The following is a 24,941-nucleotide window of genomic DNA, read 5'->3' as shown; positions in this document are numbered from 1 at the left end:
GCGGTCACGGGAAACGCGGTCGCGGGAAACGCGGTCGCGGGGATGCGGGCAGGGGATGCCACCGGGGCGGACGCGCCGCCCGCCCCGGTGGAGCCGGACCGTCGGGTCAGCGGGGCGCCGGGCGCTCGAAGTCCCCGATCTCGGCCTCGGTGAACGGATCGACGTCCGGCAGCCGGAACAGCCGGCGGACGTTGCGCGAGACCAGGCGGTCCCGGTCGGCGTCGGGCAGGCCCGCGGTCAGCCGCACGGCGGCCTCCCCGTCGTCGGGATAGCCGGCCTCGGCGTGCGGCAGCGGGCTCGACCACACCAGGTGGTGCTCGCCGAAGAAGCTGCGGCGCAGGACGGAGAACCGGTCGTTCACAAGCGTCAGCCAGGTGAGGCGGCGGACGTACTCGCTCGGGGTCAGGTTCTCGTCCCGCAGCGACACCTGGCGGCTGGCCGCGGCCCGCTCGTAGTTGGTGTCGGCGATCTCCAGCTGGTGCGGCAGCCAGCCGGCCTCCACGTTCACCAGCAGCACCCGCAGGTCGGGGACCTCGTCGGGCACGCCGGCGAAGGCGAGCCGGCTCAGCAGCCCGGAGACGGGCGGTGGATAGCCCGCGCGCACCCCGCCGTCGGCACCGTGCACCCGGCCGCCGTAGGCCGGGCCCAGGCAGACGACCGCGTTGCCGCCGACGGCCGACCAGAACTCCATCGCGGGTCCCCCGGGCTGCCCGCCGGGACCGGCGGGGGGATGTGTCAGCGACACACCGCGCAGGCCGCCCCGCAGACAGGTGCGCAGCGCCGCGAGCGCGTCCTCGACGCCGGTGGGGGGTATCAGCCCGACGCCGACGACGTCCGGGTCCGCGGCCACGTAGCCGGCGAGCCAGCTGTTGTAGGCCTCGCAGGCCGCCGCGACCTGCCCGGTGTCCCCCAGCCGGGCGATGACCGCGGCCAGCGCGGGATCGGGGTGCAGCACCTCGCCGGCGAGCCCGTCGCGGGCACGCAGCACGGCCCGCGCCTTCGGGGTGGCCAGCAGGGCGAACGTCTCGTCACCGCCCTCGGGGGACAGGCTGGCCACCGCCCGGGGCGCCACCGTGACCGGCTCGGAGGTCTCCTTGGCCACCCAGCGGGCCTCGCCGCCGGTGACGACGAGCCGCACGCCCTGCTCGGCGAGCAGGTCGGCGGGCGGGATCGCGTACGAGCCGGCGGAGAACGGGCCGGCGCCGGCAGCGGCGCTCATCGGGCCACCCCGTTCGCCGCGGCGATGTCCGCCAGGGAACCGGGCAGGACGAGCTCGTCGTCGTAGGGCAGGCCGTACAGGTCCGCGCAGGTCCGCCACAGCAGCCGGTCCCGCTCGGCGTCGTTCACGGCGGTCATCTGGCTGTGCGCCACCTCGACGTCGATCGGCCAGCTGCTGATCGAGTGCGGGAAGTCGCTGCACCACATCATCGTGTCGACGCCGATCAGGTGCCGGCTGTCGACGCCGACCTGGTCGAAGATGAAGGTGATCTTGCAGTTGCGCCGGTAGTAGTCGCTCGGCAGCAGTTCGAGCCGGGTCGGCAGGCCGGCGCCGTACCGGCGGAAGCTCGCGTCGAACTGCTCCAGGTAGTGCGGGATCCAGCCGCAGTTGACCTCGGCGCCCACGAAGGTGAGCGTCGGGAAGCGGTCGAACAGGCCGTCCTTGATCAGCGCCTCGAGCACCCGTTGGAAGCTGCCACGCTCGGCGTTCTCCATGAGCCGCTGGTCGCCCCTGGAGAACAGCTGCACGGAGTTGGGGGGGAAGGTGAACGTGGCGTGCAGGGAGATCGGGCGGCCCAGCTCCTCGGCGAGCGCCCAGAACCGGTCGTCCTCGGGGGACGGCCCCGTCGCCGAACCGCTCGGGTAGCTCTCGAGCGCCACCGTGCGCAGCCCCAGGTCGACCAGGCACCGGCGCAGCTCGGCGACGGCGTCGTCGATCCCGGTGTTGGGGATCAGGCCGACGCCGATCAGCCGGTCGGGCGAGACGGCCGTGAACTCGACCATCCAGTCGTTGTAGGCGCGGAAGCAGGCGAGCCGCAGCTCCGGATCCTCCGTCGCCTTCACCCCGGCCCACACGGTGGGGCTGGCGTAGAGGACCTCGGCGTCGACGTGGTCCTCGTCCTGTTCGAGCAGCCGCGCGTGCGGGTCGAAGGAGCCGGCGAGGATCTGCTCGAAGCGCACACCCCGCTGGATACCGTCGCGGAACTCCAGGAAACGCTGCTTGAAGTTGGCTCGGTCGAAACGCTTCTGGGCGCGGAAGTTGACCGCGGTCAGCCCGAGCGGCATGGGGTCGGGAACACCCTCGATAACCCAGGCCTGGCCCCCGTTGTCCGTGTCGATGACATGCGGGCCGCGCTCGCGCAGCCGCCGGGGAAGACGGTCGACGAACAGGTCCGGCGGTTCGTTCACGTGCGAGTCTGCCGAAACGGCGGTTAAGCGCACCCTGACCCTCCTCGGAGAAACTGGACAGGCCGGCCGGTCTGCATGGCGGCGACCTCGGCTGGATGCCTCCAGACGGCACGACTGGAACATCTGATGTTTGAGGCTAAAACTGCGTCCCGGCCCTGTCAAGACTCCGCGCCACCCACCTTGACGAGTACTTTCACGACCCGCGGACGGCAGCACCAAGCACATTCTTCGGCCCGGTCACGAAGAGAAGCCGAACGACTGTTACCAGCGATTGGCATAGCTCTGATTGACACCGCCGGAGCGAAACCTCCGGACGGCGGAGCGCGACGGTTCCGGTCTCCCGGTCAGGTCGCGGCGGCACCGCGGCCGAGCCGGCGGATGTGCGCCAGCATCGCGGCCTCGGCGGTGTCGCCGTCCTGCGCCTCGACCGCCGAGGCGACCTGCCGCAGCTCCTCCATGACGTCGTACCAGAACCGCGGCCGGGCCGCCCGGGTCGGCGCGAAGTGCTCGGGCACGACGGCCGACAGCGGACGGATCAGCATCGGCAGCAGCGCGTTGCGGGCCGCCTGGACGAGCACCCGGTGGAACTCGAAGGACCGGTCGGCGGCCTGCTCCTCACCCAGCCCCGCCGGTGGCCGGGACAGCTCCATGAGCTGGTCGATCTCGGCCTGGGTGCGGCGCTCGGCGGCGAGGCGGGCGGCCGGCGCCTCGATCAGCGCCCAGGCCTCGAGGATGTCGGCCGTCGACAGGTGATCGGTCGAGGCCATCACCCGGAACGCCCGCCCGAGCGCCGCGACCACGTCCGCGGACGAGGGATGCGCGACGAACGTGCCGCCCGCGTTGCCCCGCCGGGTCGTGATGAGCTTCTCCGACATGAGCAGCCGGATGCCCTCGCGCAGCGTCAGCCGGCTGACCCCGAGCTGGGCGGCGAGGTCGGCCTCGGCGGGCAGCCGGTGCCCGGCCGCGAGCGCGCCGGACAGGATCTGCTCGCGCAGGTGATCGGCGACCTGCAGGTACGACAGCTCGCTCGAGACGCCGGACGCCTCCTGCCGTGGGCCGGCGGCCTGCGCGCGGGGCCCCGTGCCACCCCGGCCCATGAGGGCGCTCTCCGCCTCCGTGGCCATGCACTCTCCCGCCCACGATCAGCCGCCCGCGTGCCGGCACCAGTCTGGATCCTGCCGCGCACCGCCGTGGGCGGCATGTTCTCAGATTACCATCGCGCGCATCGACCCTTATGTCATGAGGGCGCCACCGTCGATCGGGATTTCCGTACCGGTGACATAGCGCGCCGCGTCGGAAGCGAGGAACAGAACCGCCGCGGTGATGCCCGCCGGTTCCAGCCATGGGATACCCAGTGGGATTCCGGCCCGCGCCCGGGCCGCGAAGTCGTCCTCCGTCGGTTCCGGAATATCGGGGGCGAACAGTCGCCGGGTCGGCGCGTTGCGCAGCATCACGGTGTTCACGTTGCCGGGCAGGATCGTGTTCGCGCGTATTCCGTGCCGGGCCGTCTCGCGGGCCAGGGTGTGCATCAGTCCGAGCACCCCGCTCTTGGCGGCGACATAGGCGCCGATGTTCGGCGAGCCCTTCGCCGCCGCACCCGAGGAGATGGCGATGACACTGCCGCCGCGGCCCTGTTCGATCAGGCGCGGGACGCTCGCCCGGATGGTGTTCCAGACGCCGACCAGATTGACGTCGAGCACGTCGCGGAAGGCGTCGTCGGGGATGTCCCACACCTGCGCGGGCGGCCCGGTGATGGCGGCGTTGGCGACGACCACGTCCAGGCCGCCGAAGCGGTCCGCACCGGCCTGCACGGCGCCGCGCAGCGCCGCGACGTCGCGCACGTCGGCGACCACCGGCAGGATCCGCCCGCCGACGGCCTCGACCTGGCGCACCGTGGCGTCGAGATCGTCGGCCGTCGGCATCGGGTAGACCGCCGTCCGGCTGGGAGCGCACGCGTCGACCGCGACGATCGCCGCGCCGGCGCCGGCGAGGCCGACGGCGTGCGAGCGGCCCTGGCCCCGGGCCGCGCCGGTGATCAGCGCGACCCGGCCGCGCAGCGAGTCCGCCCCCAGGGGCGGGTCGCCGTCCCGGGTGCTCACAACGCCGCCGCGCCGAGGTAGCTGCTTTCGATCAGCTCGCGGCGCTGGCGCAGCTCGTCCGCCGAGCCGGACACCATCACCCGTCCCCGGCTGAGGATGTAGGCCCGGTCGGCGACCGCCAGCGCCTTGTTCACGTGCTGTTCGACGAGCAGTACCCCGATGCCCGTCTCGTCGGCGATCGCACGCACGATCGGCAGCAGGCGCTGCACCACGATCGGCGCGAGCCCGAGGCTCATCTCGTCGATCATGAGCAGGCGCGGGTCGCTGGCCAGGGCCCGGCCGAGCGCCAGCATCTGCTGCTCGCCGCCGGAGAGCAGGCCGGCGCGGGTGCGCAGCAGCCGGCCGAGCTCGGGGAAGTAGCGCAGCACCCGGTCGAGGTCCGCGCCGCCGGGGCGGCGGGCGAGCCCGAGGTTCTCCCCGACGGTGAGGTTGAAGAAGATCGCCCGGTCGTACGGCACGTGCGCGACGCCGCGCGCCGCCGCCCGCCAGGGGCGCCGGCAGTCGACCGGGTTGCCCAGCACCGCGATGGAGCCGCCGAGCGCGGGCAGCAGCCCGGAGATCGTCGCGAGCATCGTCGTCTTGCCGGCACCGTTCGGGCCGAGCAGGGCGACCACCTCGCCCGGCCCGACGGCGAGGTCGACGTCGCGCACCACGACCTTGTCGCCGTAGCCGGCCGTGACGGCGCGCAGGTCGAGCAGGGGCGCACGCTCGGGCGCGTCGCCTGGCGGGGCGCAGTCCGACGCGGGGTTCGTGGCCGGTGCCGTCACCTGGTGCTCACCTCCGGGACAGACGCCGCCGCGGCGGACGGCGCGGGATCGGAATCGGGATAGGCGGCGGGGTGGGCGTTCTCGTCCGGTTCCGGCTCGCCGAGGTAGGCGGCGATCACCCGGGCGTCGCCGCGGATCTCGGCGGGCGTGCCCTCGGCGATGAGCCGACCGAAGTCGAGGACGTAGACGTAGTCGCAGACGTTGAGGATGAGGTTCATGTCGTGGTCGACGAGCAGTATGCCGACGTTCGGCGAGAGCACCTCGCGCAGCCGCTGGCCGAACTCGACGCTCTCGTCGGTGTCGAGGCCGGCGGCCGGCTCGTCGAGCAGGATGACGTGCGGCCGGCTGACGAGCGCCCGCGCGACGCCGACCCGCTTCTGCGCGCCGAGCGAGATGTCGCCGGGCAGCGTGTCGGCCATCTCCTCCAGCCCCAGCAGGCCGATCGCCGCGTCGACCACCGGCGGCGCCGCCCGGCGGCGCGGGGCGACCAGGTCGGCGAGGCCGGAGTACCAGCGGTCCCGGCGGGCCGCGACGGTCAGGTTCTCCCGTACCGTCAGCGCCGCGAACAGCTCCAGCGACTGGAAGGTGCGGGAGATCCCCAGCCGTGCCCGCACGTGCGCGGGCTTGTCGTCCAGCCGGGTCTCGCCGAGACGGACGGCGCCCTGGCTGGGCGTGAACCCGGAGATGGCGTCGATGAAGGTCGTCTTGCCGGCGCCGTTGGGCCCGATGAGGCCGACCAGTCGCCCGGGCGGAACGGAGATCGACACGTCGTCGATGGCGGTCAGGCCGCCATAGCGGACGGTCAGCGACCGGGTCTCCAGGGCCAAGGCCTCCTGCCCCTCGGCGATGATCGGCGCGGCACCATCCTCGGCCCCCGCCGCGGCAGCGCCCCGCGCGGCGACGGCGTTCTTCGCGGTGACGGCGTTCTTCGCGGTGACAGTGCCCTCGACGGACGCGGTGCCCTCGACGGACGCGGTGCCCTCGACGGACGCGGTGCCCTCGGCCGCGGCGGGGGGACGCAGCCGGGCCCGCAGGCGGCGCAGCCGTTGCCCGGTCCGGCGGAACTCGCCGGCGAGCCCCTCCGGGTTGAGCACCGCGGTGAGGATGAGGCCGACGCCGGCGACGGTGTTCTGGAGCTGGTCACCGTTGTTCAGGTGCGACAGGAGGAGCTCGTTGAGCAGGTAGAACGACAGGCCGCCGGTGGCGAGCAGGCCGGCGAGCAGGCCGCCGGGGACACTGGTGATGCCGCCGAGGTAGGCGATCGCCAGCACCGAGAGCGAGACGAACGCGTCGAACGGCACCGCGGTGATCGTCTGCTGCTGGTAGGCGAGCATGCTGCCGCCGATCCCGGCGATGAACGCGGACATCGCGAAGGCCTGCATCTTGGTGCGCGCCAGCGCGATGCCGATCGAGGCGGCGGCCCGCTCGTTGGACCGCACGGCGAGCATCTGCTGGCCGGTGTGGCTGCGCCGCAGGTTGAACATCGCCGTGGTGACCAGCGCCAGCACGACCAGCGCGAGGATGCCGAAGACCGGCCGCGCCGTCTCGGCACCGCGGGAGAAGCTCAGGTCGATGCCGAACAGGCTCGGCCCGCTGACGGTGGCGCCGGAGAACCCGCCGGTGAGGCTCGCGTTGTTGAACACCGCCTGCTGCAGTGCCCAGCCGGCGGCCAGGGTGACCACGGCGAGCTGCACACCGCGGATGCGCAGTGCCGGCAGCGCGCCGATCATGCCGACGACCATCGCGCCGAGCGCCGCGAGCAGCGGCGCGATCGGGAACGGCACCCCCCAGCCGGTGGACAGCCCGGCGAGCAGGTAGGCGGCGCTGCCGGCCAGCGCCATCTGGAACAGCGAGACCTGCCCGATGAACCCGACGAGCAGCACGAGCGACAGGGCGACGACCGCGCCGGAGATCGAGTTCAGATAGGCGAGGCGGTAACCGCCGGGCAGAACGAACAGGGCGAGGACGGCGAGGGCGAAGGCGACGAGCCCGGGGCGCAGCGCCCGGCGCACGGGCGGCGCGAACGGCAGCCGCTCGGGCTTGAGGTCCCCCCGCATCGGGATCTTCTTGCCGAGCAGGAACGTCGCCACGATGATCACGACGAGCGGCAGGGTGTCCTGGATCCCCTGGTGTGGGAACCAGGAGATCTTCTGCGGCAGGTTGAGCAGCAGGTTCTGCAGCATGCCGAGCACCAGCGCGGCCGCGACGGTGACGCCGAACGACGTCATCCGGCCGATGAGCGCGGCGGCGAGCGCCGGGATGATGATCAGTGAGAAGCTCGACGGCGACAGCGACGTGATCGGCGCGACGAGGATGCCCGCGAGTCCGGCGAGCACCGAGGCGAGCACCCAGGACGCGGCGGCCTGCAGGTCCGGGGAGTAGCCGACGAGGATCGCGCCCTTGGCGTTCTCCGCCGCGGCCCGCGTCGCGGTGCCGAAGCGGGTGTAGCGGAACAGCGCGGCGACGATCCCGGCGCAGACGAGCGCCGCGACGGCGCACAGCACCCGGTCCATCGGCAGGGCGGTATCGGCGATGGTGAACAGCCGGCGGGTCGGCAGCACGGGGCTCGGGTTGACGGTGTCGGTGCCGAACTTCTCCGCGACGATCGACTGGACCACCAGCAGCAGGCCGATCGAGGCGACGACCCGGGCGAGCGCCGGCGCCTCGCGCAGCGGCCGGAACACCACGACGTGCGACAGCAGGCCCAGGGCCGCCGCGGTGACCAGCGAGATCAGCAGGGCGGGGACGAAGGCCATGCCGGTCTGGTCCGGCAGCGCCGTCGGCACGTGCAGGCCGGGGATCGGGACGAGGTAGTGCCCGGTGCTGCGCAGCTCGTAGAAGACGTACGCGACGTACATCGAGATCGCGCCCTGGGAGAAGTTGATGATCCCCGTGCCGCGGTACCCGATGACGATGCCCAGGGCCAGGAAGGCGATGACGGTGCCGCCACCCAGGCCGAGTAGGAGAAAGGCTAAGTACTGGCTCACCAACGCTCCCCATCCGACGGAACGACTGACTGTGCGAGGGCACCCGGCTCGCGGTCCCGGCCGGCGGACGCGCCGGGACCGCGGGTCCGTCAGACCCCCGTGCTCTTCAGGGTCTCCAGCGCGTCGATGTACTCCGCGCTGCCGGGCGTGGAGTCGATCGCGCGCCCCTTGACCTTGGTCATGTACACGTCCCAGCTGCACACGGAGGTGTACTTCTCATTGGACGCGCACTGGTAGCTGTCCGGTCCGAGGAAGACGTGGCCGCCGGGCTTGAGGGCCTGCGCCCGCACCGCGTCGGCGGTCAGGCCGCTCGCCACCGGCTTCATGATCGACTGGGTGACCCACATCAGGACCTGGAAGCCGAACGGCGCGTAGCCACCGAGGTTCGCGCTCTTGCCGGCGTACTGCGCCATCTTGGCCCGGTAGAGGACGGCGTCGGGGGTGTTGCCGTACGGGTCGGGGCCGGTGCCGTTCATGGCCCAGCCGTCCATCGCGTCACCGACCTTCGAGAAGGTGGTGGCCGAGTTGCACAGGGCGGTCGTGATGACCGGCGTGGTGTTGTTCTGCGACTTGGACGCGTTGATCAGCGGCACGCAGAACGGCGTCGGCAGTTCGGCGATGACGTAGTCGAGGTCCTTCGCGCCGAGCGCGCTCCAGGCGCTGAGGAAGTCGGTGGTCGTCGGCGGGAAGGTGACCGGCTTGACGGACTTGCCCTTCGCCTCCAGCGCCTTGGTGATCAGCGTGATGATGGACTGGAGCGCGGGGATCTGCGGGCCGATGATGCCGACCTTCTTCGCGTCCGGCGCGTTCTTGATCACATAGGCCGCCTGTGCCGCCCCGGCACCCAGCGAGCCGTTGCTCAGGTAGTAGGTGTCCTTGGCGGTGTAGTCGGGTCCCTGGACCGGCGTCTGGCCGAAGACCGGGATGTTCGCGCCGTTGAAGATCTTGGTGGCGAGCGCCCAGTTGAAGTCGGAGCCGGCGACGACGAGCAGCGGCTTCTCGGCGGCGAGCTTCTGCGCGCAGGACTGGGTCTGGGTGGGCGTCCCGTCGGTGTTGCAGACGTGCATGTCGACGCGGTGGCCGCCGGCACCGCCCAGCTCGGCGTTGACGTACTTGATCGCGGCCTGCGCGGCGACCGTCATCTCGGGGTACGCGGCCTGCTGGCCGGTCGTCTGGTTGATGAACCCGATGACCACCGGGGAGCCGGTCGCCGCGTTCGCGCCGGTCGACCCGGTCGGGCTCGACGCCGTGGACGAGCCGCCCGAGCCACAGGCGGCGACCGCGACCAGGCCGGCGGTCGACATCGCCACGACGGTCAGTAATCGACGCTGCCGGCGCGGCGGCACCGTGGCTGACCGGCCCCGGCCCGTCCTGCCTCGACTGAACCTCATCAGGTCTCCTGTCCTCATGTTCTGGAGCGGACCGGTCCAGAACATGCCTGGACCGGTGTCACGAACGGGTGCCGCCGACGCGCCGGGCGTGCGGACGACGACGGCGGGCGCGTGATCGCGACGGCAGGCCAAGGCCGCGGGCGCGCCGGGCGGCGGTGTGTGGCCGGCGCCCGGGCCGGCGTTGACGGTGATGTGGCCGGCTCCGGTGGAGCCGGCCCGGATGCTGCGGCGGGGCGCGGCCCGTCAGCGGTCGCGCGACGGAGGAGACCCGGACGCGGTCCGAGCGGTCAGACTCCGGGCCCCGATCTCACCTCTATGTGTCCTGGCTCACTCATGGCGGGAACTGTAGCGGACATCTGAGGTTTGGGGAAGGTCCGGATTTGCTCTCTCTACGAACCCTATTAACTACTATCAGCTACATAATCGCACGTAGTGCCTGCAGGACAGTGTTCATGCACACAGCTCATCTAGCCGTGCATCCGATTGAGAACATCGGGCGATAGGTGGACTTGGTGATGCAACCGCATTAGTGTCTCCGGCGTCCGAACGATCAGGTAACAGGGAAGGTGGCCCGCCTGCGATGGGATGGGACTTCGAGACCGACCCGGACTTCCAACGCCGGCTCGACTGGGTCGACGCGTTCGTCCGTGAGCGGGTCGAGCCGCTCGACCTGCTGCCGGAGCACCCGTTCGACAAGGCGAACGCGCGCGTCCGCGACCTGCTGCGGCCGCTGCAGGAGGAGGTGCGCGCCCGCGGCCTGTGGGCCTGCCATCTCGGCCCGGACCTCGGCGGCGCGGGCTACGGGCAGGTGAAGCTCGCCCTGCTCAACGAGCTGCTCGGCCGCTCGCACTGGGCGCCGTCGGTGTTCGGCTGCCAGGCCCCCGACTCGGGCAACGCGGAGATCCTCGCCCGCTTCGGCACCGCCGAGCAGCGCGCCCGCTACCTGCGCCCGCTGCTCGACGGCGAGATCACCTCCTGCTACGCGATGACCGAGCCGCACGGCGGCTCCGACCCCGCGCTGTTCACCACCCGCGCCGTGCGCGACGGCGACGCCTGGGTCCTCACTGGCGAGAAGTGGTTCGCCTCCTACGCCCGGTACGCCACGTTCTTCATCGTCATGGCGGTCACCGACCCGGACGCCGGGCCCTACCGGGGTATGTCGATGTTGATCGTGCCGGCTGGCACCCAGGGCCTGGAGATCGTGCGCAACGTCGGTCTCGGAGGCGAGCCGGAGGAGGCCGGCGCGCACGCCTACCTGCGCTTCGACAACGTGCGGGTGCCCGCGGACCACGTGCTCGGCGGCGAGGGCCAGGCGTTCGCGATCGCCCAGGACCGGCTCGGCGGCGGGCGCATCCACCACGCGATGCGCACCGTCGGGATGGCCCGCGCGGCGTTCGACATGATGTGCGAGCGGGCCGTCTCCCGGCGCACCCGCACCGGTTCGCTGTCGTCGCTGCAGCTCACCCAGGAGGCGGTCGCTGACAGCTGGATCGAGCTGGAGCAGTTCCGGCTGCTCGTGCTGCGCACCGCCTGGCTGATCGACCGCCACCGGGACTACCGCAGGGTGCGCGGCGACATCGCGGCGGTCAAGGTCGCGATGCCGCGGGTGCTGGCGAGCGTCGTGCGGCGCGCGATGCACCTGCACGGCGCCCTCGGGGTCTCCAACGAGATGCCGTTCAGCGCGATGCTGGTGGCCGCGGAGGTGCTGGCGCTCGCCGACGGCCCGAGCGAGGTGCACGCCGTGAGCCTCGCCCGCCAGGTCCTCGCCGGCTACGAGCCGGTGGAGGGCCTGTGGCCGAGCGGGCACCTGCCCACCCGCCGGGCGGCGGCCCGGGCCCGGTTCGCCGAGCGCCTGGAGCACGCCGTCGCCAACCAGTAGTTCCGCCCGCGGCCCCGGCCGCGCGCCCCACCACCGACCAGGAGGACCACTTCAGTGAGTCGCCGTCCCGACGAGACCCGGACGCGGCTGGTCGACGCCGCGGAACGCCTGTTCGCCGAGCGCGGCATCGACGGCGTCAGCCTCCGGGAGATCACCCGGGAGGCGGGTGCCCGCAACGCGATGGCCCTCCAGTACCACTTCGCCGACCGGACCGGGATCATCCAGGCGATCCTCGACAAGCACTCGCCGCCGGTGGAGGCCGGCCGGCTCGCCCTGCTCGACGCCTACGAGGCCACCGACCGGGCGGACCTGCGCCACCTCGCCGGCGCGCTCGTCCGCCCGTGGGCGGCCAAGCTCGGCGATCCGGCCGGCGGGCGGGAGTTCCTGCGCATCAACGCCGACATCGCGGCCCGCCCGTTCCCCGCGGACGACCCGCCGTCCTGGACCGTGCCGACCGAGAGCCTGCTGCGCTGGCGGGAACTCGTCGAGCCGAACCTGGACCCGACCGCCGTCCTGCTGCACCGCCGGCACACGGCGATCGCCTACGTGGCCGTCGAGCTCGGCCGGCGGGCCCGAGCCCGGCCGCACGCCGACGACCGCCTGTTCACCAGCCAGCTCGTCGACGTGGTGGTGGCCATCCTCACCGCGCCGGTGTCACCGGAGACGGCCCGGCTCGCGGCCCAGCGCGCCCAGACGCCGCCCGGCGACGGCAGGCCGCTGGCTCCCAGCCCGCGTCCCGCCCCCGAGCCGGACACCGCCGCCCCTCACGCCGGCCGCCGCGGTCGGCGACCCGAACCCCGCCTGCCAGGAGGTACCCCGTGAAGGTCGACGGCACCGAGTTCGTCCACGACGACATCCTCGCCATCGGCGACGTCCGCGACCCCTACCCGGTCTACCGGCGCCTGCGCGAACGCGGCGAGGTGCTGGAGATCGACTTACGCGCCGAGTTCGGCCTGGGCGGCGAGCAGACCTTCGACCGCGTCCGCTCCTTCGCCGTCCTGTCGTACCCGGCGGTGCGCGCCGCGTTCAACAGCACCGCGCTGTCCAACGCCGTCTACCAGAACTACCTGGGCATCGTGACCGGCCCGTCGATCCTCGAGATGGACGAGCCGGAGCACGCCGCGCTGCGCAAGACGATCGCGAGCGCCTTCAAGCCGTCCGCCCTGCAGACCTGGATGGACGGGTTCATCCGGCCCGCCGCGCACGAGCTGGCCCGCGCGGTCGCCGAACGCGGCCACGGCGAGCTCGTCGCCGACCTCGCGTTCCAGCTGCCGATGCGGGCGATCTGCGCGATGCTCGGCGTCCCCGCGATCGACTGGAAGCGCTTCAGCCGCTGGTCGGAGGTGTTCATCACGGTTGCCTACGACCCGAGCGCCGGCGTGCCCGTCGAGCGGGAGATGGGCGAGTACATGCGCGCGCTCATCGCCGAGAAGCGCGCCAACCCCGGCGAGGACCTGGCGTCGCTGCTGCTCGCCGCCACCGTCGACGGCCGCGCCCTGACCGACGACGAGATCGTGAACTTCCTGCGCCTGCTGCTGCCCGCCGGCGCGGAGACGACGTTCCGCGGCGCGAGCGTCATGCTCTGGGTGCTGCTGTCGCGACCCGACCTCGCCGCGCGGGTCGCGGCCGACCGCGGCCTGGTCAGCCGGTTCGTCGACGAGACGCTGCGCTGGGACCCGCCGACGCACAACGTCCCCCGGATCGCCGCGCGCGACCTGGACCTCGCCGGCACGGCCATTCCCGCCGGCTCGTTCGTGACGATCTGCCCCGCCGCCGCCAACCGCGACCCGGACGTCTGGCCCGACCCGGACGTCTTCGACCTCGACCGCCAGACCCGCTCCCCCGCCACCTTCGGCAACGGCCCGCACCACTGCCTCGGCTACCAGCTCGCCCGCCTGGAGATGATGGCCACCCTGGAGGCGGTGCTCGACGAGCTGCCCGGAATGCGCTTCGCGCCGGACGCCGGCGACCCGCACATCTACGGAATGGCGATGCGCGCCGTGTCGGGACTTCCCGTTGTCCGCTGACCCCCGCGCCGCCGCCCGGCCCACCGCAGCCGGGATGACGACGACGGCAGCGCGGGCCGCGGTGCGCGAGGCCGCGCTCGCGCATCTGCCGGCGCGGGTCGCCCACGCCGGGCGCGACTGGGCCGCGGGCCTCGACCTGGTCGCGTTCGAGCCGCTCGGCGGCGGCGCGTCCGGCCTCACGTTCGCGGCCCGCTGGTCCGCCGACCCGCCCGGCGTGCCACGGTCCGAGCCGGCAACACAGCCCGCGCCGGCAACACAGCCCGCGCCGGCAGCACGGTCCGAGCCGGCAACGCAGTCCGAGCCGGCAACGCAGTCCGAGCCGGCAGCACGGTCCGAGCCGGCACGGTCGTCGGACCTGCTCAGCGCCGTCGTCCGAGTCGCGCCGCCGGGACTCGCGCCGGTCGGGAACCGGGACATGCTGCGGCAGGCACGGCTGCTGCGCGCACTGGCCGACGTCCCCGGCCTTCCGGTCCCGGCCGTCCTGTTCGATGACGTCGGCGACCCGCCCGACACACCGCCGTTCGTCGCGACGTCACGGCTGCCGGGATCGAGCTTCGAGCCGCTGATGGATCCGCTTCCCCCCGGCGGGCGGCTGCCCGCGCCCGCGCTGCTGCGCGCCCGGGCCCTGGCCGCCGCCCGCGTGCTCGCCCACCTGCACGCCGTCGACCCCGCCCGGCTCACCCCCACCGCGCCCGCGGCCCCCCACGGCGCCTCGCCCGCCGACGCCTCACCTGCGGGCGCCTCACCTGCGGGCGCCGGCGCGTCCGACGAGGTCACCACACCGGCGGGCGAGGTGGCGAGGTGGGAACGGCTGATCGCCACCGTCCCCGACGACCTGCGGGACGGCGCGGCCGAGTGCGCCGCCCTGCTGCGCGCGTCGGCCCCACCGCCGCTGCCGCCGGTGATCCTGCACGGCGACTACCGGCTCGGGAACCTCCTCGCCGAGGGTTCGGAGGTGACCGGCATCGTCGACTGGGAGATCTGGTCGCTCGGCGATCCGCGGATCGACGTCGCCTGGTTCCTGATGTGGGCGGCCGACGCCGGGATGCCGCTGGCGGTGCGCGCCGCGGCGGGCTGGCCGGACACCGCCGAGCTGCGCGCCGCCTACGAGCGGGCGTCCGGCACGGCGCTGCCGGGCCTCGACTGGTTCGCCGCCCTGTCCCGCTTCAAGCAGGCGGCGACGGTCGCCGCGATCGTCAAGCACCGCCGCCGCGCCGGCCCGGACCCCGAGGTGGAGTCCGCCGCGCGGGCGGTCCCGGCGATGACCGCCGCCGCCCTGCGCCTGCTCCGCGGCTGACCGGCTGCGCCACCGACCTGCCGCATGGCTGAATGGTCGAGGAGGTTCGAAGCGATGACCGTGAAAATGATCTATCTGGCCAGGCGTAACCCGACGACCACCCATGAGGAGTTCGTGGCCAACTGGCGGGCGCACGCGAAGCTCAGCGCGCGCTTCCCCGACTTCCTCCCGGCGTTCACCGGCGTGACCCAGTGCGAGGTGTTACCGGATCCCGAGCTGCTGCCCGGTGCCAGCGTCGCCTACGACGGCGTCAACCTGCTGCCGGTCCGCGGCCTGCTCGACGCCGTGCAGACCTGGGACCACCCCGACGCCCGCACCCATCTGGTTCCGGACGAACTGCGCGTCTTCTCCGGGCTGGTGCGGGACTTCACCGTCTACGCGGTTGAGACCGTGCTCGCCGACGGCCCGCGGGTGCGTCACCTCGCGGTGCGGTTCGTGAAGGCGAGGCCCGGGCTCGGCGGCGCCGAGTTCGTCACCCGCTGGAGCGGCGAGGGCGCGCGGGCGCTGCTCGCCGCCTCGGACGGCCGCGTCCGCCGGCTCGCGCACAACCACGTGATCCTCGACCGCCCAGCCGGCTACGACTACGACGGTGTCGAGGAGCTGTGGTTCGACACCCTCGACGCGATGACCTCCTTCTTCGCCGACGACCGGACGAAGTCCGCGCTCGCCGCGCAGGCCGCCGCGGTGGTGGACGAGTCGTCCAGCGTCCTGCTCGCCACCCGCGTCGCCCTCGCCATGCCCGCGATCCGCGACACCGCCCCCGCTGCCGGCTGACCCCGCGCGGTGCGGCCGCCCGTCCGCCTCCCGGGTGCTCTGAACCGTTCCTCGGTCAGAGCACCCGGGAGGCGCGGCCCTGCCAGTAGGTCTCCTTCACCACCCGCTTGAGCAGCTTCCCCGAGGGCAGCCGCGGCAGCTCGTCGACGAAGTCGACGGTCCGGGGGCACTGGTAGTGGGCGAGTTCGCCGCGACAGAAGGTGATCAGCTCCTCGGCGAGCGCCGGACTGGCCGCCGCCGGGTCGGCGAGCTGCACGACGGCCTTGACCTCCTCGCCGAACTCGTCGTTCGGCACGCCGATCACCGCCACATCGGCGACGGCGGGGTGCGCCGAGAGCACGTTCTCCACCGCGAGCGGCCAGATCTTCACCCCGCCGGAGTTGATGACGTTGGCCTTGCGGTCGGTGAGGTACAGGTAGCCGTCGGCGTCGAGATAGCCCATGTCGCCGAGGGTCCGCCAGCCCTGCCGGCTGAACGCGTTGCGCGTCTTCTCCGGATCGTTGTGGTACGCGGTCTGCGCGGAGTTCTCGAAGTAGATCGTGCCGACCTCGCCGACGGGCAGCTCCTCGTCGTCCTCGCCGAGGATGTGCGCGCGCATGGCGTCCGAGGGCCGCCCGACCGAGCCCGGGTGGGCGAGCCACTCCTGGGGACCGATCTGCACGTAGCCGCCCTCGCTGGCACCGAGGTACTCGTGGATGACCGGCCCCCACCAGTCGAGCATCGCCCGCTTCGCCCACACCGGGCAGGGCGCCGCCGCGTGTACCGCCATGACCAGGCTTGACAGGTCGTAGCGGGCGCGGGTCTCGGCGGGCAGCTTCAGCATCCGGATGAACATCGTCGGCACGAACTGGGCGAGCGTCACCCGGTACCGCTCGATCGAGGAGAGCACCAGTTCGGCGTCGAAGCGTTCCAGGACGACGGCGGTGCCGCCGCGGCGCTGCGCCATCATCGACCAGTACAGCGGCGCCGCGTGGTACAGCGGGGCCGGCGAGAGATAGACGGTGTTGTCGTGGAAGGGCCACAGACTGCCGATCATGCGGTCGGCGAGGGTGCCCGATCCGTAGGGCGCGGGCGGCAGATCGACCCGCACGCCCTTGGGACGTCCGGTCGTGCCCGACGAGTAGATCATCGGAGCGCCCTCGATCTCCGCCGCGAGCGGGCGCGCCGGCTGGTCGGCGAGCGCGTCGTCCAGCCAGGTGAAGCCGTCGGGCAGGGTGGGCGGCTCGCCGTCCGCCGGGTCGTCGGGGCCGTGGACGACGAAGCGGGCGAGGTCCGGGATGCCGCGCGAGCACTCCGCGGCCTGAGCCACCGTCGACGGGCTCGTGACCAGCACCTTCGCCCCTGAGTCCCGCAGCACGTAACGGGCCTCGTCCAGCGCCAGATGCCAGTTGACGGCGCAGTAGTGCAGGCCGGAGCGCTGCGCCGCCCAGCACACGTCGAACCACCGCGGGCCGTTCTCCATCAGCACGGCGACGACGTCACCGGGTCGTAAGCCGAGCGCGTGGAACAGCCGGGCGACTCGGCGGGAGCGCTCGACCAGCTCGGCGAAGCTCACGGTGAGCCCGCTGCGCGCCATGATGAGCGCCGGCTTGTCCGGGGTGAGCTCGGCGTGGCGGTCGATCGTCAGGTCGGTGAACTCGCTCATCGGAGGACTCCGTTCCCGGGGCGGCGGTGGACAGCGGGCGATGGGGCGGTGGTGAGCGCAGCCTCGGCTATCGCGGGATGTCGCGCCAGGGAATGCCGACGTCGACCCGGTGCTCCCGGGGCAGTCCCAGCACCTGCTCGCCGACCGCGTTGCGCATCACCATGGACGTGCCGCCCTCGATGGTCAGCGCTCGGGTGCGCAGATACCGCTCACCCGCCTCGCCCCGCATGATGCCGGCATGGGTCGGCCGTTCGAAGGCGTACCCGTCGGGCGCGTAGAGCGTCGCGTCCCCGCCGCGCAGGTCGAGCGCGGCCTCGGTCGCCTCCTGCGCCGACTCCGACGACAGGATCTTGACCACGGCCGGATGGAGCGGCTCGCCGTCCTGGGCCCGGTCGGCGGTGAGCCGGGCGGCCCAGCCTCGGGCTGCGGCCCGCATCACCTGGTCGTCGAGGACAGCGTCGCGCGCGGCGGCGCGGCCCGCCGGCGGCGCCTGCGCCGAAACCCGTGCACCCCACTGCTCGAGCAGGTCAGCCCAGGGTTCGGGCTCGTCGCCGACCCGGCCGAAGGCGAGCCGCTCGCCCTCCAGGTTCGAGCGGACCACCGCCCAGCCCCGGTTCACCTCGCCGATGCGGTTGTCGTCGTCCACCTCGACGTCGTTCAGGAAGACCTCGTTGAAGTCGGCCTTGCCGGTCAGCATCCGCAGCGGCCGGACCTCGATGCCGGGTGCGCGCATGTCCACGATGAAACAGCTGATGCCCTGGTGCTTGGGCACGTCCGGGTCGGTCCGGGCGACCAGCAGGCCGAAGCGTGCGACGTGCGCGAACGACGTCCACACCTTCTGGCCGCTGACGATCCACCGTTTGCCGTCGAAGCGGGCCCGGGTGGCCAGCCCGGCGACGTCGGAGCCGGCGCCGGGCTCGCTCATCATCTGGCACCAGATGTCCTCGGTCGTGAAGCAGCGCCGCAGGTACGTCCGGCGCTGCTCGTCCGTTCCGTGGGCGGCGAGGACGGGCGCCGCGTTGCCGTAGCCGATCGGGTTGCGCAGGTGGGCGGAGCGCACTGCGGCGGCCGCGAGCGCGTCGTCGATGACGCCCTGCCCGGCGGCGGGCAGCCCGAGGCCGCCGAGGCCGACGGGGAACCCCACCCAGGCGAGCCCCGCGTCGAACTGGGCGCTCCGGAACGGGATGCCGTCGTCGACCGCGGGGTCGGGTGCGCTCGCCAGCAGCCGCGCGACCCGCGCACGCAGGTCCGCGGCGAGCTCCGCCGGAACCGCCTCGTCCGCTCGGATCACCTCCGCTGCCGACGCCACCTCCATCGCCGACGCCACGCCCGCCGACGCCACGCCCGCCGACGCCGGCGGCGCGCTCACCGCATCCGCCGTGGCCGCGGGGTCGGCCAGCAGGGCGTGGCTCAGTCCGCTGGCGCCGTCGGCGCGGGCCAGCGCCGCCAGGCCGTCGGCGGCGAGGGCACGCTGGGCCGACGGCGAGCCGAACAGGTGGGCCGAGCTCTTCGCCCGCTTGAGGTAGAGGTGCGCCGGGTGCTCCCAGGTGAAGCCGATGCCGCCATGTACCTGGATGTTCGCGGCCGCCGTGCGGACATAGACGTCCGAGCAGTGGGCGAGCGCCAGCGCGGCGGCGGTGGGCAGCCGCGGATCGTCGGTGGCGGCGAGCCAGGTGACCTCGCGGGCCAGCGAGCGCGCCGACTCGACGTCGACCGCCATGGTCGCGCAGGCGTGCTTGACCGCCTGGAACGAGCCGATCAGCCGGCCGAACTGCCGGCGGACACCGGCGTACCCGGCGGCCTCGCGCACGCAGCGCGCCGCCCCGCCGACCTGCTCGGCGACGAGCGCGACCGCGGCGAACCCGGCCGTGCGGGCGAGGATCTTCCCAGCGGCGCCGACCTGGCCGACGAGCTGGGCGGGCGCATCGCGCAGGACGAGCCGTGCCTGGCCACGGGTCTGGTCCAGGGTCGGCAGCGGGTGCCGCTCGACGCCGCCGCCGCCCATCGCCGATGGCGCGGTCTCGACCGCGAACAGCCCCGGGCCGTCCGGTGTGCTCGCCGGCACCAGCACGACATCCGCCGCCTGCCCGTCGACGACCCGCGCGCACTCGCCGCGCAGCGTCCATCCGCCCGGACCACGCTCGGCCGCGACGGTCATCCCCCGGCCGACCCCGACCTCACCGGCAAGCCCGACCCCACCGGCAAGCCCGACCTCGCCCGCGGGCTGGGGCTCGCCGAGCGCGACCGTCATGACCAGTTCCCCGGCGGCGACGCGCGGGAGGTAGCGCCGGGCCGCCCGCTCGTCGGCCGCGGCCCCCAGGGCGCTCACCCCGAGAGCGACCGTGCCGAAGAACGGCGCGCAGACCAGCGCCGCGCCGAATGTCTCGAAGACGACCGCGAGCTCCCGCCAGCCGGCGCCCTCGCCGCCGTACTCGACCGGTACCGCGAGTCCCTGCAGACCGATCTCGGTCGCCATCCGGCGCCACGCGTCCGGGTCGTAGCCCGGGTCGGTGCCCATGAGCTCGCGGACACGCCCCGGCGGCGAGGTCCGCTCCAGGAACGACTCCACCACCTCGCGCAGGGCACGCAGCTCGGCGTCGGCCTCACTCCGCGGCCCGACGCCCGCCCCGGCCCCCAGCCCCACGTTCGGCTCGGCGCCCAGCCCCGCGTTGGGCCCGGCGCCCAGCCCTGCCTCCGACCGCACGGCGTCCGTCATCGTTCGTCCACCCGGCCCTTCGTCCGTGCGGGCGCGGGCGCGGTGAAGGCCCCGGCGTCGCGCAGGTGCTGGAATGTCAGGACTCGCCCGGACACCTCGTCCCCCTGGGCGAGCAGCCACCGCACGGCCACCCCGAACTCGTCCGGGGTGCAGCCGCCGGCCGTGTCGCCGGCGCCGGCGCCGGGGAAGAGCTCCGCGAGGAACTCGGAGCGCAGCGCCTCGTCGACCCGCACGCAGCTGACCGCGACACCCCGACCGGCGAACTCGCCCGCAAGCGCGGTGCTGAGCCGTTCCATCGCGGCCTTGGCGGTGGAGTAGGCAACCTGCGCGATGCCGTCGTAGTTCGTCGTCGCGGCGCCCGAGCCGATGTTGACGATGCGGCCGAAGCCGGCGCGCAGCATGCCCGGTAGGAAGGCGTGGCACAGCGCCGCCGGCGCCGTCACGTTCACCGCGAGCGCGGCCTCGAAGGAGGTGGTCGAACGGTCGAGGAACGCCCCGAGCGGGTTGAAGGCGGCGTTGTTGACGAGCAGGTCGCAGCCGCCGAGCGAGCCAGTGACCAGGTCGACGAGGGCCTGGCGGTCGGCTGCGCGGGAGAGGTCGGCGGGCTGGACGAGCACGGTGCTGCCGCGGTCACGCAGCTCGTCGGCGACCTGCTCCAGGGTGCCGCCGACCCGGGGGTTCGGCGTCGCGGCCGTGCTGCGCCCGACGAGCACGAGGTTCTCGACGTGGCCGGCCAGCGCCTGCGCGACGCCCCGTCCTCCGCCCCGGGCGGCCCCGGTGACGACCGCCGTCCGGCCGATCACAGCGGCTTCCATGCGGGCGCGCGGCCGGCGCGGAAGGCCTCGATCGCCTCGTGCATGTCGCCGTGCAGCGAGCCGAGGGCCTGGGTGCGGTACTCGCGGTCGACGGCGTGGCGCAACGACGGCGCGTCCACGTTCGCCCAGAAGCCCGACTTGGTCATCCACACGCCGAACGCCGACCGCGCCGTGATCTCGGCGGCCAGCTCCAGCGCCCGGTCGAGCAGGCGCCCCGGGGGCACGACGTCGTTGACCACGCCCATCTCCCGGGCGGTCGGGGCGTCGATGACCCTCGCCGTCAGCATCAGTTCCAAGGCCCGCCCGGCGCCGACGACCCGGGGCAGGAAGTAGGAGACCGCGACGTCGAGGTTGGACAGGCCGATGTTCGTGAACACCGCCCCGAACCGGGCCCGATCGCTGGCCACCCGCAGGTCGCAGGCCAGGGCGTACCCGAAGCCCCCGCCGACGGCGACGCCGTCGATGGCGGCGATCACCGGCTGGCGCAGCTCGTTGAGGGCGATCGCGACGCCGGTGACGACCTCCTGGGACTCGTACAGCCGTCCCAGCTCCCCCCGTCCCGGCTCGAAGGAGTCGGCGGTGAAGGAGTCCGACTTCAGGTCGGCCCCCGCGCAGAACGCGCCGCCCGCCCCGGTCAGGATCACGACCCGCGCGGCCGGGTCGCGGCGGACGCCGTCCAGCGCGTCCCGCAGCCCCGTCACGAGGCCCAGATCGATCGCGTTGAGCCGCTCCGGCCGGTTCATGGTGATCACCGTGACACCGTCGGGTCGCCGCTCCACCTCGACATCGGCCATCCATCGCCTCCCGCCACGACCCGGACTAGCAGATCAGGTACTTCTTTTCGGGGCATGACTGCAAATTACCCGGACACTGAGAGAGGCGCCAGCCCAAATCCTGAACACTGATTCGCCAGCGACCCGAGACCGGACGAGCCGCGTCCACGGACCCGCACCCGCACCCGCCCCGGCATGGGCCCCGCCCAGGAAGCCGCACCGGTTCCGCCCAGGCCGCGTGTCGAGTTGTGATCTCTCGAGCCGTCCTCGTGTGGACACGTCCGCTCGCCACCCGCCGCCCGCCTACCGTGCCCCGACCCCCGACACCACCCGTTCATGATCAACCTCGGTGTGGGTGGCGACCCGAAGGCCGGGGAGGCGGGGGACTTCCCGTGGAGGGGGAGTAGCCGCCGGGGAAGGCGGCGTGATGCCAGTTTCCTGGTGTGTCGTGTCCGGTTTGTCCCTAGGTTTCTGGCAGAGAACGCCGTGACAGTGTCAGAACGCTGTCACGGACCGCCGGCCGCGAACGGCCTCGGACCGCTGGCGCGACAGGCCGACACAAAGATCGCAACCCGAGGAACGGACTAGACCGCGCCCGCGGCTCGCAGCCGGGCGATGCGTTCCGTCGGATAGCCGAGCCAGCGCAGGACGGCGTCGGTGTGCTCGCCGAGCGCCGGCACCGGCCCCGTCGACGGCGCGACACCGCCGGCGACGACGTCGATCGGCGGGCGCAGCGCGCGGACGGGACCGACCGGGGTGTCGACGTCGCGCCACCGCTCACGGGCGACGAGCTGCGGATGGGTCAGCAGGTCGGCGACGGAGTTCAGGCGGGCGCTCGCGATGTCGATCGCGTCGAGCCGCGCGATCGTCTCGTCGGCGGTGAGCGTCGCCGTCCGGCCGCCGATCAGCGCGTCGACGAGCCGCCGGTGGCGCACCCGGGCGACGTTGGTGGCCCAGTCCGGATGGTCCACGAGGTCCGGGCGGCCCAGGAACGACGTCGCGAACCGCGCCCACTCGCGGTCGTTCTGGATGCCGATGAGGACCTCGGCGCCGTCAGCCGTCGGGAAGGCGTCGTAGGGGGCGATGCTGGCGTGACTCAGGCCGGCGCGCGGCGGGACGACGCCGGTCGCCGCCGCGTAGTGGATCTGGTAGCCGAGCCATTCGGCGGTCGCGTCGAACAGGCTGGTCTCGATGGCCGCGCCGTGACCCGTGCGCTCCCGGGCGAGCAGGGCGGCGAGCGCGCCGCTGAAGGCATACATGCCGGCGGCGATGTCGGACGCGGGTATTCCCGTCTTCGCCGCCCGTTCCGGCGGCCCGGTCACCGAGGCGAGCCCGGTCTCGCTCTGCACGAGCATGTCGTAGGCGCGCCGGTCCGCGAACGGTCCGCCGGTGCCGTAACCGGAGACGCTCACCGTGACCAGCCGCGGATGGCGGGCGCGTACCTCGTCCGATCCGAATCCGAGGCGGGCCGCCACGCCCGGCGCCAGATTCTGCAGCAGGACGTCGGCGCGGGCGACCAGATCGGCGAGCACGGCGGCGCCCGCGGGATGCTTCAGGTCGAGGGTGATCGACTCCTTGCCCCGGTTCAGCCAGACGAAGTGGCTGCCCATGCCGGCGACCGCCGTGTCGTAGCGCCGCGCGAAGTCGCCGCCGTCCGGCCGCTCCACCTTGATCACCCGAGCGCCGAGATCGGCCAGGTGGCGGCTCGCCAGCGGCGCGGCCACCGCCTGCTCCACCGCCACGACCGTGATGCCCGCCAGCAGCGGTGTCTCGCCCACCCGCACCCTCCCACCGACTGTGACCCAGGCAAGGGCGGTGGCCCCACGCACGGACGCCGAGAATCCCACAGTTCGCGGTGTAGCCGTGGGTCTGCGCGCACTTGACCGGCGAGGGCAACCCGAAAGCTGACCCCGACCCGGACGTCCGGCAATGCACTCGACACGCAGAGCGACGGCCATCGTGGACGAACGGCGGCATCGCGGCAGGGACTGACTACTCTTCGCGACCAAGGGGCGTCGATGACGACACCCACAGGGACGAGGAGTGACCATGTTTCGTCGACGACGGCTGGGCCCGGGGACGCTGGCGCTGGCCGCTGCCGGCATCCTGGCTCTGCCCACCGCGGCCGCCGCGGCCACGGCGGCAACCACGCCACCGGACACCGCCACCGGGCCACATCGCCTCGCGGCTGCCAGCGGCACGGAATGGTCCTGGGGTTACAACGGACTCGGGGCGCTGGGGAACGGCACCACCACCAACAGCGCCGTGCCCGTCCGGGTCAGCGGCCTGACTGGCCTCGACCGCGTGGTCGGCGTCGCAGCGGGCCGGTATTCCGGCTACGCGGTGCGCGCGGACGGCACCCCCTGGTCCTGGGGCTACAACGCGTACGGGCAGCTGGGCGACGGCACCACCATGAACCGCACGCTCCCCGTCCGGATCAGCGGCCTGACCCAGGTCTCCGCTCTCGCCGGCGGCAGCGTCAACGGGTACGCGCTGCGCCAGAACGGCACCGTGTGGGCCTGGGGCTACAACACCTACGGGCAGCTGGGCAACGGCACCACCACCACCAGCAGCCGGGTTCCCGTGCAGGTCGGCGGGCTGGACCGCATCATCGCCATCGCGAGCGGCGGCCAGACGGGATACGCCCTGCGCGGCGACGGCACCGTGTGGGCCTGGGGCTACAACGACGAGGGCCAGCTCGGCGACGGCACCACCACCGACAGCTCGGTGCCGGTCCAGGTCGCCGGGCTCAGCGGCATCAGGGCGATCGCCGGCGGCCAGGAGAACGGCTACGCGCTGGGCTGGGACGGCATGGTGCGGGCCTGGGGCGAGAACGACCACGGCCAGCTCGGCAACGACACCACCACGGCCAGCTCGACGCCCGTCGTCGTACCCGGCCTCACCCAGGTGACCGCCATCGCGGCCAGCAGCGAGGGCAACACCGGCTACGCGCTGCGCCGGGACGCCACCCTGTGGGCCTGGGGGCTGGGCAACACCGGCCAGCTCGGCAACGGCGACGACGAGTCGTCGCTGGTCCCCGTCCAGGTCAACGGAGGCACCGGGCTCGTCGGCGTCACCGCGATCTCGGCGGGCAGCTTCAGCGGGTACGCGCTGCGCTGGGACGGCACCGCGTGGGCCTGGGGCAGCAACTACTACGGCCAGCTCGGCAACGGCACCACCATGCCGCCGTACAGCCTGAGCCCGGTCCAGGTCAGCGGCACCGTCAAGGCCGAGGCCATCGCCGGCGGCGGCTTCAGCGGCTACTCCCTGCTCGGCACCTGGGGAAGCTGAGCAACCACCCCGGCCACCAGGCCGGTGCGATCCCCGCGGCCCCGCGCCGGCAGCGTCGCCGGCCCGGGGCCGCG

The 24,941-nt window shown here is 73.3% G+C and carries 18 protein-coding genes; 6 read left to right on the top strand and 12 right to left on the bottom strand.

Going from position 1 to position 24,941, the window contains the following annotated elements; all coding sequences use genetic code 11:
• Positions 1–106 precede the first annotated feature (106 nt).
• From AC6EXY_RS13925 to AC6EXY_RS13895, 7 genes are all read right to left on the bottom strand, one after another.
• Entirely contained in the window at positions 107–1,219 is a 1,113-nt protein-coding gene (locus AC6EXY_RS13925; RefSeq protein ID WP_499817422.1) for an amidohydrolase family protein, read from the bottom strand.
• Positions 1,216–2,406: an amidohydrolase family protein gene (locus AC6EXY_RS13920; RefSeq protein WP_165818367.1), complete on the bottom strand. Its 1,191-nt coding sequence runs from the start codon at positions 2,404–2,406 to the stop codon at positions 1,216–1,218. The genes AC6EXY_RS13925 and AC6EXY_RS13920 overlap by 4 nt, the downstream gene beginning before the upstream one ends.
• A gap of 344 nt (positions 2,407–2,750) precedes the next feature.
• Positions 2,751–3,530, bottom strand: a complete 780-nt coding sequence (locus tag AC6EXY_RS13915) for a FadR/GntR family transcriptional regulator (RefSeq protein ID WP_499817423.1) — start codon at positions 3,528–3,530, stop codon at positions 2,751–2,753.
• 108 nt (positions 3,531–3,638) lie between these two features.
• Positions 3,639–4,505, bottom strand: a complete 867-nt coding sequence (locus AC6EXY_RS13910) for a mycofactocin-coupled SDR family oxidoreductase (RefSeq protein ID WP_499817424.1) — start codon at positions 4,503–4,505, stop codon at positions 3,639–3,641.
• The gene (locus AC6EXY_RS13905) at positions 4,502–5,272 is read right to left on the bottom strand and encodes an ABC transporter ATP-binding protein (RefSeq protein WP_101831669.1); all 771 of its coding nucleotides are present in this window, start codon (positions 5,270–5,272) and stop codon (positions 4,502–4,504) included. The genes AC6EXY_RS13910 and AC6EXY_RS13905 overlap by 4 nt, the downstream gene beginning before the upstream one ends.
• Positions 5,269–8,259, bottom strand: a complete 2,991-nt coding sequence (locus AC6EXY_RS13900; protein ID WP_499817425.1) for an ABC transporter permease subunit — start codon at positions 8,257–8,259, stop codon at positions 5,269–5,271. The genes AC6EXY_RS13905 and AC6EXY_RS13900 overlap by 4 nt, the downstream gene beginning before the upstream one ends.
• Before the next feature lie 89 nt (positions 8,260–8,348).
• Complete coding sequence (locus AC6EXY_RS13895; protein WP_165818351.1) at positions 8,349–9,650, bottom strand: ABC transporter substrate-binding protein; 1,302 nt, start codon at positions 9,648–9,650, stop codon at positions 8,349–8,351.
• 580 nt (positions 9,651–10,230) lie between these two features.
• On the opposite strand from AC6EXY_RS13895, the gene AC6EXY_RS13890 reads away from it, so the two are divergent.
• The 5 genes from AC6EXY_RS13890 to AC6EXY_RS13870 are packed head-to-tail and all read left to right on the top strand — an operon-like array spanning position 10,231 to position 15,627.
• A complete protein-coding gene (locus AC6EXY_RS13890) occupies positions 10,231–11,529 on the top strand; it encodes an acyl-CoA dehydrogenase family protein (protein WP_101831672.1) in 1,299 nt (432 codons plus the stop codon).
• Between the two features lie 54 nt (positions 11,530–11,583).
• On the top strand, positions 11,584–12,351 hold the full coding sequence (locus AC6EXY_RS13885; protein ID WP_499817426.1) for a TetR/AcrR family transcriptional regulator: 768 nt from the start codon (positions 11,584–11,586) through the stop codon (positions 12,349–12,351).
• Positions 12,348–13,556, top strand: coding sequence for a cytochrome P450 (locus AC6EXY_RS13880; RefSeq protein WP_499817427.1), 1,209 nt, complete (start codon positions 12,348–12,350; stop codon positions 13,554–13,556). Before AC6EXY_RS13885 ends, AC6EXY_RS13880 begins: the two co-directional genes overlap by 4 nt.
• A complete protein-coding gene (locus tag AC6EXY_RS13875) occupies positions 13,546–14,853 on the top strand; it encodes a phosphotransferase family protein (RefSeq protein ID WP_499817428.1) in 1,308 nt (435 codons plus the stop codon). The genes AC6EXY_RS13880 and AC6EXY_RS13875 overlap by 11 nt, the downstream gene beginning before the upstream one ends.
• A 54-nt stretch (positions 14,854–14,907) precedes the next feature.
• Positions 14,908–15,627 (top strand): EthD domain-containing protein, encoded by a 720-nt coding sequence (locus tag AC6EXY_RS13870; RefSeq protein ID WP_165818421.1) that lies wholly within the window; start codon positions 14,908–14,910, stop codon positions 15,625–15,627.
• A gap of 55 nt (positions 15,628–15,682) precedes the next feature.
• Here the strand turns inward: AC6EXY_RS13870 and AC6EXY_RS13865 are convergent, their stop codons facing one another.
• From AC6EXY_RS13865 to AC6EXY_RS13845, 5 genes are all read right to left on the bottom strand, one after another.
• The gene (locus AC6EXY_RS13865; RefSeq protein ID WP_101832299.1) at positions 15,683–17,272 is read right to left on the bottom strand and encodes an acyl-CoA synthetase; all 1,590 of its coding nucleotides are present in this window, start codon (positions 17,270–17,272) and stop codon (positions 15,683–15,685) included.
• Between the two features lie 67 nt (positions 17,273–17,339).
• The gene (locus tag AC6EXY_RS13860) at positions 17,340–19,988 is read right to left on the bottom strand and encodes an acyl-CoA dehydrogenase family protein (protein ID WP_499817429.1); all 2,649 of its coding nucleotides are present in this window, start codon (positions 19,986–19,988) and stop codon (positions 17,340–17,342) included.
• Positions 19,985–20,791: an SDR family NAD(P)-dependent oxidoreductase gene (locus AC6EXY_RS13855; RefSeq protein WP_165818420.1), complete on the bottom strand. Its 807-nt coding sequence runs from the start codon at positions 20,789–20,791 to the stop codon at positions 19,985–19,987. The genes AC6EXY_RS13860 and AC6EXY_RS13855 overlap by 4 nt, the downstream gene beginning before the upstream one ends.
• Positions 20,788–21,597, bottom strand: coding sequence for an enoyl-CoA hydratase/isomerase family protein (locus AC6EXY_RS13850; RefSeq protein WP_101832296.1), 810 nt, complete (start codon positions 21,595–21,597; stop codon positions 20,788–20,790). The genes AC6EXY_RS13855 and AC6EXY_RS13850 overlap by 4 nt, the downstream gene beginning before the upstream one ends.
• A gap of 563 nt (positions 21,598–22,160) precedes the next feature.
• Positions 22,161–23,354 carry a CaiB/BaiF CoA transferase family protein gene (locus tag AC6EXY_RS13845; protein WP_243407923.1) on the bottom strand — a complete coding sequence of 398 codons (1,194 nt, stop codon included), beginning with the start codon at positions 23,352–23,354 and terminating at the stop codon, positions 22,161–22,163.
• A 271-nt stretch (positions 23,355–23,625) separates the two neighbouring features.
• On the opposite strand from AC6EXY_RS13845, the gene AC6EXY_RS13840 reads away from it, so the two are divergent.
• On the top strand, positions 23,626–24,867 hold the full coding sequence (locus AC6EXY_RS13840; RefSeq protein ID WP_101833823.1) for an RCC1-like domain-containing protein: 1,242 nt from the start codon (positions 23,626–23,628) through the stop codon (positions 24,865–24,867).
• Positions 24,868–24,941 lie beyond the last annotated feature (74 nt).

It is taken from the genome of Frankia sp. RB5 (genome assembly GCF_059816245.1).
The sequence above is the reverse complement of the archived record's forward strand: the minus strand, read 5'-3'. Positions and strand labels throughout refer to the sequence as shown.

What these genes read in the sequence shown, in the direction of transcription:
- AC6EXY_RS13870 (WP_165818421.1), top strand. Translation starts at nt 14,908, where the DNA reads ATGACCGTGAAAATGATCTATCTGGCCAGGCGTAACCCGACGACCACC.
- AC6EXY_RS13850 (WP_101832296.1), bottom strand. Translation starts at nt 21,597, where the DNA reads ATGGCCGATGTCGAGGTGGAGCGGCGACCCGACGGTGTCACGGTGATC.
- AC6EXY_RS13860 (WP_499817429.1), bottom strand. Translation starts at nt 19,988, where the DNA reads ATGACGGACGCCGTGCGGTCGGAGGCAGGGCTGGGCGCCGGGCCCAAC.
- AC6EXY_RS13925 (WP_499817422.1), bottom strand. Translation starts at nt 1,219, where the DNA reads ATGAGCGCCGCTGCCGGCGCCGGCCCGTTCTCCGCCGGCTCGTACGCG.
- AC6EXY_RS13865 (WP_101832299.1), bottom strand. Translation starts at nt 17,272, where the DNA reads ATGAGCGAGTTCACCGACCTGACGATCGACCGCCACGCCGAGCTCACC.
- AC6EXY_RS13890 (WP_101831672.1), top strand. Translation starts at nt 10,231, where the DNA reads ATGGGATGGGACTTCGAGACCGACCCGGACTTCCAACGCCGGCTCGAC.
- AC6EXY_RS13895 (WP_165818351.1), bottom strand. Translation starts at nt 9,650, where the DNA reads ATGAGGTTCAGTCGAGGCAGGACGGGCCGGGGCCGGTCAGCCACGGTG.
- AC6EXY_RS13915 (WP_499817423.1), bottom strand. Translation starts at nt 3,530, where the DNA reads ATGGCCACGGAGGCGGAGAGCGCCCTCATGGGCCGGGGTGGCACGGGG.
- AC6EXY_RS13840 (WP_101833823.1), top strand. Translation starts at nt 23,626, where the DNA reads ATGTTTCGTCGACGACGGCTGGGCCCGGGGACGCTGGCGCTGGCCGCT.